The sequence below is a fragment of the Pseudoduganella aquatica genome (genome assembly GCF_020865585.1).
Lineage (GTDB): Bacteria > Pseudomonadota > Gammaproteobacteria > Burkholderiales > Burkholderiaceae_D > Rugamonas > Rugamonas aquatica_A.
Genome location: NZ_CP086370.1, coordinates 3,861,766 through 3,872,924, shown reverse-complemented (window position 1 = coordinate 3,872,924; position 11,159 = coordinate 3,861,766). Strand labels below are relative to the sequence as shown.

General features: G+C 64.8%; 7 protein-coding genes. 3 read left to right on the top strand and 4 right to left on the bottom strand.

Annotation, left to right across the window (positions count from 1 at the left end; all coding sequences use genetic code 11):
- Positions 1–9 precede the first annotated feature (9 nt).
- Genes KT882_RS17280 through KT882_RS17265 form a run of 4 tightly spaced genes read right to left on the bottom strand, consistent with a single transcriptional unit; the run spans position 10 to position 4,513 of the window.
- Positions 10–1,014, bottom strand: a complete 1,005-nt coding sequence (locus tag KT882_RS17280) for an ABC transporter permease (RefSeq protein ID WP_228892696.1) — start codon at positions 1,012–1,014, stop codon at positions 10–12.
- Entirely contained in the window at positions 1,011–2,633 is a 1,623-nt protein-coding gene (locus KT882_RS17275) for a sugar ABC transporter ATP-binding protein (protein ID WP_228892694.1), read from the bottom strand. Before KT882_RS17275 ends, KT882_RS17280 begins: the two co-directional genes overlap by 4 nt.
- 12 nt (positions 2,634–2,645) lie before the next feature.
- Positions 2,646–3,650, bottom strand: coding sequence for a rhamnose ABC transporter substrate-binding protein (gene rhaS, locus KT882_RS17270; protein WP_228892692.1), 1,005 nt, complete (start codon positions 3,648–3,650; stop codon positions 2,646–2,648).
- Positions 3,647–4,513 carry a DeoR/GlpR family DNA-binding transcription regulator gene (locus KT882_RS17265; RefSeq protein WP_161072970.1) on the bottom strand — a complete coding sequence of 289 codons (867 nt, stop codon included), beginning with the start codon at positions 4,511–4,513 and terminating at the stop codon, positions 3,647–3,649. Before KT882_RS17265 ends, rhaS begins: the two co-directional genes overlap by 4 nt.
- 319 nt (positions 4,514–4,832) lie before the next feature.
- On the opposite strand from KT882_RS17265, the gene KT882_RS17260 reads away from it, so the two are divergent.
- The 3 genes from KT882_RS17260 to KT882_RS17250 all read left to right on the top strand — a co-directional run bounded on the left by KT882_RS17260 (position 4,833) and on the right by KT882_RS17250 (position 11,154).
- Positions 4,833–6,932, top strand: coding sequence for a bifunctional rhamnulose-1-phosphate aldolase/short-chain dehydrogenase (locus tag KT882_RS17260; protein ID WP_161072969.1), 2,100 nt, complete (start codon positions 4,833–4,835; stop codon positions 6,930–6,932).
- A 71-nt stretch (positions 6,933–7,003) separates the two neighbouring features.
- Complete coding sequence (gene rhaI / locus KT882_RS17255; protein WP_161072968.1) at positions 7,004–8,299, top strand: L-rhamnose catabolism isomerase; 1,296 nt, start codon at positions 7,004–7,006, stop codon at positions 8,297–8,299.
- Positions 8,300–8,319: 20 nt separating this feature from the next.
- Positions 8,320–11,154: a glycosyl hydrolase gene (locus KT882_RS17250; RefSeq protein ID WP_228892690.1), complete on the top strand. Its 2,835-nt coding sequence runs from the start codon at positions 8,320–8,322 to the stop codon at positions 11,152–11,154.
- Positions 11,155–11,159: the final 5 nt, after the last annotated feature.

The window sequence follows — 11,159 nt, the reverse complement described above, 5'->3', positions numbered from 1 at the left end:
GCGCTGGATTCACGCGGCACTCCCGGTAGATTTAATCAGATGCAGCGGCAGGATCTGGCGCCCGGCGCTCTTGTTGCCGCGCGCATTAATCATCACGGCGGTCAGGATGACAAAGCCGGTCAGCGCGCTTTGCCAGAACGGCGATACTTTCAGCACCGGCAGCGCGTTGCCGATCACGGCCAGGAACAGCGCACCCAGCACAGCGCCGGCCACCGTGCCGGTGCCCCCCGCGATGCTGATGCCGCCGATAACGCAGGCTGCAATCACGGTGAACTCGAAGCCATAGGCGATCTCGGTGTAGGCCACGGCGTAGCGCGCCACCCACAGGTAGCCGCACAGGCCCGCCATCAGGCCGGACAGACCGTAGGTCCACAGCAGGCGGCGTGCAATCGGAATGCCGACATAGCGCGCCGACGCAGGCTCGTTGCCCACGGCGTACAGGTCGCGGCCAAAGCGGCTGTGGCGCGCAACGAACACCGCCGCCAGCACGGTCGCCACGGCGATCCAAACCAGGTGGCTCACGCCCAGCAGGCGCGCCAGCGGGAAGGCGATGAAGTCGGCCGGCATCTGGTGCGAAGACACCCAGGCGCCGCCGGACAGCACGAACACCAGCCCCCGGTAGACGCTCATGGTGCCCAGCGTAACCACGATGGGCGGCAGTTCGAGGTAGCCGATCAGCCAGCCGTTGACCAGGCCAAGCAGCAGGCCGATGGCCACGGCGGCCAGCATCACCAGCACCAGCGGCAGTTCCGGATAGCGCGCCGCCAGCAGGGCCGACATCATGCCCGACAAGGCCAGGTTGGATGCTACCGACAGATCCACGCCGCGCGTGACGATGACCAGCATCTGCGTCAGCGCCAGCATGATCAGCAGGGTGCTGTCGGTCAGCAGGCCGGCCAGGCTGCCCCAGCTCAGGAACACCGGCGCGCGCAGGCCCACCAGCAGTATCAGGGCCACTATCATCAGCGCCAGCAGCGCCTCCCTTTGTTTCAGTACGCTTTTCAGTGCGTTCATGCGCATTCCTCAACTGGCAGCGCGCAGCCGGAAGCCGCCGCCACTACTTTTTCCGGCGTAGCCTCGGCCCGCTCGAATACATTGGTGATGTGCCCCTGGTGCATGACCACCACGCGGTCCGCCAGGCCCAGTACTTCCGGCAGCTCGGACGACACCAGGATGACCGACAGGCCCTTGCCTACCAGTTCACTGACGAATTTATGCACGGCGGCCTTGGAGCCGATGTCGATGCCCTTGGTCGGCTCGTCCAGGATAATCACGCGCGGATTGGTCGCCAGCCATTTGCCCAGCACCACCTTCTGCTGGTTGCCGCCCGACAGCTCGGACACCAGCTGCGTCAGGTGGCTGGCTTTCAGTTCCAGCTGTTCGCTGAAATGGCGCGCAATGCTGTTCTCCTGTGCGCGGCGTCCGCGCAGCAGGAAACCCACTTTATCCAGGATGGGCAGGGTGATGTTCTGCAGGATGGGCAGCGACAGGTGCGCGCCCTGGTGCTGGCGGTCTTCCGGCACGTAGGCGATGCCGTGCGCGATGGCGTCGGCAGGGCAGGTGATGCGCACCTGGCGTCCGCCCAGCCGCACCGAGCCGCGCACGCCGGTGCTCAGGCCGAACAGCGCCTGCATCACCTCGGAGCGGCCGGCGCCCACCAGGCCGTAGAAGCCCAGGATTTCGCCCTGGCGCAGCTTGAAGCTCACGTTCTCGAATTCGGTCGGGTGGCAGTAGCCCTCGACTTCCAGCAGCACCGGGCCTGGCGTGACGTCGGCCTTGGGGTAGGCCTGGTGCACGGCGCGGCCCACCATCAGCGCCACCAGTTCAGGCTCGGTGATGTCGCACAGCGCGCCCTCGGCGATGAACTGGCCGTCGCGCAGCACGGTGTAGCGGTCGGCCACGGCGAAAATCTCGTCGAACTTGTGCGAGATGAAGATGACGGCGGTGCCCGCTGCGCGCAGCTGGGCGATGATGCGGTACAGCTCCTGGATCTCGCGCTGCGACAGCGAAGCGGTCGGTTCGTCCATGATGACCACGCGCGCGTCCTGCGACAAGGCGCGGGCGATCTCCACGAAATGGCGCTGCGCCACGCTCAGGTCTTTCACTTTGGCGCGCACCGGCAGCGACACTTCCAGGCGTTCAAACAATTTTTCCGCTTCCGCTTCGATCAGGCGCCAGTCCACGCGGCCCAGCGCGCCCTTGCACGGCTGGCGGCCCACGTAGATGTTCTCGGCCACGGTCAGTTCGTCGAACATGACTGTTTCCTGGTGCACGGCGGTGATGCCGGCGCGCATGGCTTCCTGCGCGCTGGCGAAAGTCACCGGCTTGCCGCACAGTTCCATGCTGCCTTCGTCCGGGCGGTAAATGCCGGTCAGCGTCTTGACCAGCGTGGACTTGCCCGCGCCGTTCTCGCCGATCAGCGCCATGACTTCGCCCGGGCGCACGGATAGCGCTACCTTGTTCAGTGCCACGATGCCGGCGAAGCGCTTGCTGATGCCGGTCAGCGCCAGCACCGGCGCGGGCAGGGCGGCGCCCGCCGCAGCCGGCACCTGAGCCGTGGCGGCAGGCGACGCAGCCCGCTGTGCACCTGCAGGCTGCGGCAGCTCGCCGTTTGCTAACAAATTGAGTTGCATGCTACGTCCGCGTCAGAAGATTTTGGAGAACTTGTCGACGTTCTCTTTGTTGTAGGTGAACGGTGCGCCCATGGCCGCTTCGCCGTTCGCGTCTATCGCAATGGTGCCCATGCGGCCGGCCGAAACCGAGCCGCCTGCCTTGGCATTCGGAGCGCCTTTGACAAAGTCATACGCTGCGTAGGTGGCGGCGTAGCCCAGGTCGATCGGGTTCCAGATGGCGAACTCGCGCACCGCGCCGCTCTTGACGTGGCCCGCCATTTCGGACGGCAGCCCCAGGCCGGTCACGAACACTTTGCCCACCAGGTGCTCGTCCACCACGGCCTTGCTGGCCGCGTTGATGCCCACGGTGGTCGGCGCGATGATGGCTTTCAGGCCCGGATTGCTGCGCAGCAGGCCGATCGCTTCGCGGTAGCTCTTGTCCGACTGGTCGTCGCCGTACACGGTGGCCACCAGTTTCAGCCTGGCGAATTCCGGCTTGGCCAGCTCGGACTTCATCACATTGATCCAGATGTTCTGGTTGGTGGCCTGCGCGGAAGCGGACAGGATGGCGATCTCGCCGGCGCCGCCGATGGCGTCCGACGCCATCTGGATCTGCTTCTGGCCGATCAGCGCCGCATTGGACGGGTTCAGCTGCATCAGGCGGCCTTCCTGCGACAGGCCGCTGTCGAAGGAGATCACCTTGATGCCGCGCGCCATGGCCTTCTTGGCGATCGGCACCAGCGCATCAGGGTCGTTGGCCGAGATCACAATGGCGCTGACCTTCTGGCTGATCAGCGAATTGACGATTTCGATCTGGCCTTCGGCGCTGGGCGTGGTCGGTCCGGTGTAGATGATCTCCACATCCTTGAGCTGCGCCGCCGCCTCGTTGGCGCCGGCGTGGGCCGCGTCGAAGAAGCCGTTGCCCAGATTCTTCACCACCATGGCGATGCGTACCTTTTCCTGCTTCTTTTCACAGCCAGCAAAGGCGACGAGCATGCTTGCGGCCAGCGCCGCGATTGCGAGTTTCTTGAGCTTCAATGCGAGGTCTCCGATTGGAACAGGGCTGCGGACTGGAAGTCGTACCCTGGGTTGTAGTTAGGGGTGTTCATTTGCGGCGGCATGGCCTCCGGCTCCACGGTCACCACGCGGATGCCCGACTGCTCCATCAGCTGCACGGCCGAATCGGAAGCGTGGGTGTCGGTGATCACGGTGGAGACGCGGTTCAGGCCGCACAGGATCAGGCCGGCCTTCTTCTGGAACTTGGAGCTGTCGGCCAGAACGATCAATTCTTCGGCCTGGCTGATCAATCGCTTCTCGGCCTGGATCAGCAGCGGGTCCGCCTCCATCAATCCCAGCAGCGACAAGCCATACACGCTCATGAACATCTTGGCCGCGTAGTGGTGCTGGGTGATGTCGTTGTCGAAGGGGCTCAGGATCACGTTCTGCTCACGGTACACCTTGCCGCCCGGCAGGATGATCTCGTTCTCGCTCGAAATGAGCAAACGCTCAGCCATCAGGAAGGAATTGGTCAGGATCTTGAGATGCTGGTCAACCAGGAACTCGGCCATCATGAAAGTGGTGGTGCCACCGTTGATGATGATGGTTTCGCCCTCGGTGCACATGCCTGCCGCATAGCGCGCAATGGCGCGTTTGCGTTCGGCGTAGCACTGGATGTTGTTCTGGAAGGTTTCGCTGGTGAGCGGGAACCCGCGCTTTTTCTGTTGCAGATTGGTTGCACCACCCCGTGTGCGGGTGAGCAGATTGCGGCCGGCCAGCCAGCTGATGTCCCTGCGGACAGTAGCAGGCGAGGCGTTGAGCCACTCGACCAGTTGAGGCACGCTAGCCGTATTATGTTCGGCGAGCAGCTTCAACAAACGTTTACGGCGCTTGTGATTTACCATTTCTGTCTCCTCTTGTTTTGTGTCTACTCAAGTCGTGCCGGAGGATTTCGCCGCCGGTAGTGCCAGGTGATCACTTTATTAACGATAGAGACTAATCATTTTGGTCTGACCAGTCAATCAAGCTCTGCTCAATTAATTGATTATTTCCGCCGCATTGCAGCATTAACTGCGCGTTCCAATCAACGATATGATTATTTCGTTCTTAGTCATCATGTTGATTGCTTGCGCATTGACACTCCATACCCCGCTGATTTCTACTGATTGCAGTTGCCCCTGCGGCAAAAAATCAGCACACATACCCAACAACGGAGATCAGCAAATGAAAGACCCGAAGCAGAAAGAACCGATCGCTTCCCTTTGGAACGACAGCGCGGCGGCCGCCATGAGCGAGCCTGAACTGTTGCTGTACCGCTCCAACCTGTTGGGTTCGGACCTGCGCATCACCAATTTCGGTGGCGGCAACACTTCCGCCAAGGTCATGATGGCCGACCCGCTCAGCGGCGAACAAGTGGAAGTGCTGTGGGTGAAAGGCTCGGGCGGCGACCTGGGCAGTATCAAGATCGACGGTTTCTCCACGCTGTACATGGACAAGCTGCAAGCGCTCAAGCAGCGCTACCGCGGCCTGGCGCTGGAAGATGAGATGGTGGCTTATCTGCCACACTGCACCTTCAACCTGAACCCGCGCGCCGCCAGTATCGACACCCCGCTGCACGCCTACATCGACCGCAAGCACGTCGACCACATGCACCCGGACTCCTGCATCGCCATCGCGGCCTGCAAGAACAGCGAAGCCATCACCGCCAAAGTGTTCGAAGGCGAACTGGGCTGGCTGCCATGGCAGCGTCCAGGCTACGACCTGGGCCTGAAACTGGAAGCGCTGTCGAAATCGCAGCCGCAGCTGAAAGGCATCATCCTGGAAGGCCACGGCCTGTTCACCTGGGGCGACACCGCCAAGAGCTGCTACGAGACCACGCTGAACATCATCAAGCGCGCCGAAGAGTGGCTGGCAGCCAACGTCAAGCAGCCGGTATTCGGCGGCGCCGGCACCACTGCGCTGGCGGCGGAAGAGCGTTCCGCGCTGGCCGCGAAGCTGATGCCTATCCTGCGCGGCAAGATCAGCCAGGACGAGTACAAACTGGGCCACTTCGACGACAGCGACGCCGTGCTGGAATTCGTCTGCAGCAAAGACCTGGAGCCGCTGGCCGCGCTGGGCACGTCCTGCCCGGACCACTTCCTGCGCACCAAGATCCGTCCATTCGTGATCGACTTCGACCCGGCCAAGCCGGACTTCGACGGCCTGGTGGCCGGCCTGGATGAACGCCTGGAAGCCTACCGCGCCGACTACCGCGCCTACCACGAGCGCTGCAAGCACGACAACAGCCCGGCCGTGCGCGACGCCAATCCGATCATTTACCTGATTCCAGGCGTGGGCATGCTGTCCTTCGCCAAAGACAAGGCCACCGCCCGCATCGCCGGCGAGTTCTATGTCAACGCCATCAACGTGATGCGCGGCGCGAACGGCGTGGACACCTACGTCGGCCTGCCTGAGCAAGAAGCCTTCGACATCGAATACTGGCTGCTGGAAGAAGCGAAACTGCAGCGCATGCCGAAACCGAAAAGCCTGGCCGGCCGCATTGCGCTGGTCACCGGCGGCGCCGGCGGCATCGGCCAGGCGGTTGCACGCCAGCTGCTGCAGGAAGGCGCTTGCGTCATGCTGACCGATATCGACCCTGAAGCCCTGGAACAGGCGCACAAGGACCTGGCCAAGGCCGCAGGCAAGGACAGCGTAGGCAGTATCGTCGCCAACATCACCAGCGAGCAGGCGGTGGAAGACGTGATCAACGCCTCGGCGCTGCGTTTCGGCGGCATCGACCTGCTGATCTCCAACGCCGGCATCGCCTCGTCGGCGCCGCTGGACGAGACCACGCTGGAAATCTGGAACCGCAACCAGGACATCCTGGTGACCGGCTACTTCCTGGCCAGCCGCGCCGCCTTCCGCATCATGAAGCAGCAGAAACTGGGCGGCAGCATGGTGTTCGTGGCGTCGAAAAACGGCCTGGTGGCATCGGCCGGCGCTTCCGCCTACTGCACCGCCAAGGCGGCCGAAATCCACCTGGCGCGCTGCATTGCGCTGGAAGGCGCGCCGCACGGCATCCGCGTCAACGTGGTCAATCCGGACGCGGTGATACGCGGCTCCCGCATCTGGGACGGAAAATGGAAGCAGGAACGCGCCCAGTCGAATAAAATCGGCGCGGACGACGTGGAAGACTTCTACCGCCAGCGCAGCATGCTGAAACTGAGCGTGCTGCCGGAAGATATCGCGGAAGCGGTGTACTTCCTGTCGAGCGACAAGGCAGGCAAGAGCACGGGCAACATCCTGAACGTGGATGCCGGCAACGCCGCCGCCTTTACTCGATAAGCGCCAGGCGCTAAGCAACTCGGCTGGCATGCGCCGCATGCCAGCCTTCAGAAGAACAGATGGAGACTGGAATGAGCACTTTGATCGACGCTGGCCGCGTGGCCGAACACAACGCAAAACTGCAAGCGAACCTGCAGGCCGACTACGACGCGCTGGCCGGCGTGCTGGCCCGCCGTGGCCAGGACATCGAAAAACTGACCGCCGCCGCGCAGCGTTTTGCCGTGGCGCTCCCGAGCTGGGGCGTGGGCACCGGCGGCACCCGTTTCGCGCGCTTCCCTGGCAAGGGCGAGCCGCGCAACGTGTTTGAGAAAATGGAAGACTGCGGCGTGATCCATCAGCTCACGCGCGCCACGCCCAGCGTGTCGCTGCACTTCCCATGGGATAAAACCACCGACCCGAGCGCGCTGCGCCAGCAGGCAGAAGGCTACGGCCTGGGCTTCGATGCGGTCAACTCGAACACCTTCCAGGACCAGCAGGGCCAGGAACACAGCTACAAATACGGCAGCCTGACGTCGCAGGACGCGGCTACCCGCGCGCAAGCGGTAGCGCACAATATCGAATGCATCGAACTGGGCAAGGCGCTCGGCTCGAAAGGCCTGACCGTGTGGGTGGGCGACGGCGCCAACTTCCCCGGCCAGCACAACCTGCGCGGCGCGCTGGAACGCTACCTGGACAGCGCGCGCGGCATCTACGCGGCGCTGCCGGACGACTGGCAGATGTACATCGAGCACAAGCTGTTCGAGCCTGCGTTCTACGCCACCACCATCGCCGACTGGGGCACCAGCTTCGCCTGCGCCCAGCAGCTCGGCCCGAAAGCGAAATGCCTGGTCGACCTGGGCCACCACGCGCCGAACACCAATATCGAAATGATCGTGGCGCGCCTGGCGCAGTTCGGCAAGCTGGGTGGTTTCCACTTCAACGACAGCAAATACGGCGACGACGACCTGGATTCGGGCAGCATCAATCCGTTCCAGCTGTTCCTGGTCTTCAATGAACTGGCGGACGCCGAGCAGCGCGACGGCGCCGGCTTCAACCCGGCCTACATGCTGGACCAGTCGCACAACGTGACCGATCCGATTGAAAGCCTGATGAACAGCGCCGCCGAAGTGCAGCGCGCAGCAGTGCAGGCAGCGCTGGTGGACCGCGCGGCGCTCAAGCAGTACCAGGAAAGCAACGACGCGCTGCAATCGGCGCAGGCGCTCAAGCAGGCCTACCGCACCGACGTCAGCGCCATCCTGGCCATGGCCCGCCTGCGTTCGGGCGGCGCCATTGATCCGGTTGCCTGCTACCGCGCCTCCGGCTACCGTGAGAAAGCGGCTGAAGCACGTCCGGCAAAGGCAGGCGCCAGCAGCAGCGGCATCGTTTAAACGTCCGCCGGAGCCTATCGATGAGCAAGCGCACCATGCGCAGGACGGCGGCTACGCGTAACATTTCCTCAACATGGCTCGCCGCTACGGTGGCGGCGCTGGCCGCCAGCGGGGCGCTGGCCTCCGGCGGGGGCGCTGCTGGTGCGGCCGGCGCCGCTGCGGCCTACGTGCCGCCGGCGCCGGTGCGCTCCGACCGGCTCGCCGACGTGGCGGCCAGGCTGGCCGTCCCGCCGGACGACGCCAAAGCCCTGGTGCGCTGGTGGTGGTTTGGCCCGAACGTGGTCAAAACCCAGCTGGAACGCGAAATGCAGGCCATGAAGCAGGGCGGTTTCGGCGGTTTTGAAATCCAGCCCGTCTACCCCATGGAACTGGATGACCCCGCGCGCGGCATCCGCAACGTTCCCTATCTTTCCCCCGAATTCCTTGACGCCGTCAGCTTCGTCAACGTCAAAGCCCATGAGCAGAAGCTGCGCGTTGACATGACGCTGGCCAGCGGCTGGCCCTACGGCGGCCCCAACGTCCCCGTAACGGAAGCCGCCAGCCGCATGCGCGTGGCGGCAGTCGCCATTCCGGCAGGCGCCGCATCCTACGCGCTGCCGTCGGTCATGAGCGGCGAAAGCCTGGTGGCCGCCTTTGTGGGAGAGGGCAGCGACAAGCAGTACGACGCCACCAAGCTGCGCCTGCTGGACGCCAAGTCTTCCGCCACCGGCCGTGCCGCCGTGGAACCCGCAGCGCAAGCCCGCGTGGCGGTGCACTACATCGCCAGCCGCACCGGCCAGCAGGTCAAGCGCGCCGCACTGGGCGCGGAAGGTTTTGTGCTCGACCACTTGAGCCGCACCGCCATCGACCATCACCTGAATACGGTGGCCGAGCCGCTGCTGAAAGCCTTTGGCGACAAGCCGCCATACGCGGTGTTCTCGGACAGCCTGGAAGTCTACGGCACCGACTGGACCGGCGACTTTTTGGCGGAGTTCCAGCGCCGGCGCGGCTACGACCTGAAGCCGCACCTGCCTGCCGTCTACAGCGGCCAGGGGCCGGACGCCGCCGCCGTGCGCCACGACTGGGCGCTCACGCAGACGGAACTGGTCAACGAGCGCTATCTCACGCCGGTAAACGACTGGGCCACCGCCCACCGCACGCAGTTCCGCTCGCAGACTTACGGCGAGCCTGCGGTCTCCATGTCCAGCAACCGCCTGGTGGCGCTGCCGGAAGGCGAGGGGCCGCAGTTCCGCAGCTTCTCCTTCACCCGCCTTGCCACCTCGGCAGGCCATTTGTACAACCGTCCCGTGGTCTCCGCCGAGACCTGGACCTGGCTCAATTCGCCCGCCTTCAGCGCCACGCCGCTGGACATGAAGGTGGAAGCGGACCGCATGCTGCTGCAGGGCGTGAACCAGTTCGTCGGCCACGGCTGGCCGTACACGCCGCCGGGCGCGCAGGAGCCGGGCTACTCCTTCTACGCCGCCGCCGTGTTCAACGACCACCAGCCCTGGTGGAACGTCATGCCGGATGTGAACGCCTATCTGCAGCGCACCAGCTATCTGCTGCGCCAGGGGCAGCCGGCCAATGAAGTGGCGGTGCTGCTGCCGAACGACGACGTCTATGCCGCGCTCACGCCGGGCAAGGTATCGCTGTCGGCCGAAATGCACAAACACGTTACGCCGCTGCTGACCGAGCAGATACTCGACGCTGGCCACAACCTGGACTACGTGGACGCCGAATCCATCCTCGCGCTGGGTGTGAAGCATCCTGTGCTGGTGCTGCCGCATGTAACGCGGCTGGCGCCGGAAGTACTGGCCAAGCTGCAGGCCTACGTGCGCGGCGGCGGCAAGATCATCGCCGTCGGAGGCAAGCCTTCGCTGGCGCCGGGCTATGCCGACGCCGCGCACATCGGCGGCCAGGTGGCGGCGGCCTCGAAAGCCTTGTTCGCCTCCGGCGCGCAAGTGCAGGTAGTGGCGGACGACGCAGCCGTGGGCGCGGCGCTGAAGAAGGCGCTGCCGGGCGACCTGCGCCTGGCGTCCGGCCAGTCCGACGTGGGCTTCATCCGCCGCAAGCTGGCCGATGGCGACATCTACTTCATCGCCAACACCAGCAACCGCGAAGTGCGCACCACCGCAACCCTGCGCGCCACGCGCCGCTCGGCGGCCTGGTGGAACCCGCAGGACGGCAAGACCACACCGACCAGCGTGAAGCCCGGCTTCGCGCTGATCCTGGCGCCTTACGAGTCCCGCGTGCTCGTGCTGTCCGATGCGGCCCAGGCCACGGCGCCCGGCGCCGGCAGCAGCGTGGCCGCCGCCGGTGCGGGCACAGCCTCGGTACTGGCTGACCTGAGCCGCGACTGGCAGCTTGCCTTTGCCGGCGCCCAGCCGCAAGCCATCGCCGAACTGCGCTCGTGGACCGATACGGCCGCAACCCGCTACTACTCCGGCGAGGGCGTCTACACCAAGGACGTCACGCTGGCAACGGCGCCCGCAGCGAACGCCCGCGTCACGCTGGACTTCGGTCCCGGCACGGCGCTGGAAAGCACGCCCAAAGTCCCGGCAGGCATGCGCGCCATGCTGGAAAGCCCTGTGCGTGAAGCGGCCGTGGTCTACATCAACGGCGCGCGCGCAGGCTCCGTGTGGAAGCCGCCTTACCAGCTCGATGTAACGCAGTGGCTGAAAGCAGGCAGCAACCGCATCGAAGTGCGTGTCGCCAACCTGGCCCTGAACGGCCTGGCGGGCCAGGAGCGTCCGGACTACCGGCTGCTGTCCGCACGCTACGGCCAGCGCTTCGTCCCGCAGGACACCCACCTGATCGAGCCCAAGCCGTCCGGCATGCTCGGCCCTGTGCGCCTGCTGTCCGATCAAATCAAATGAGGAGC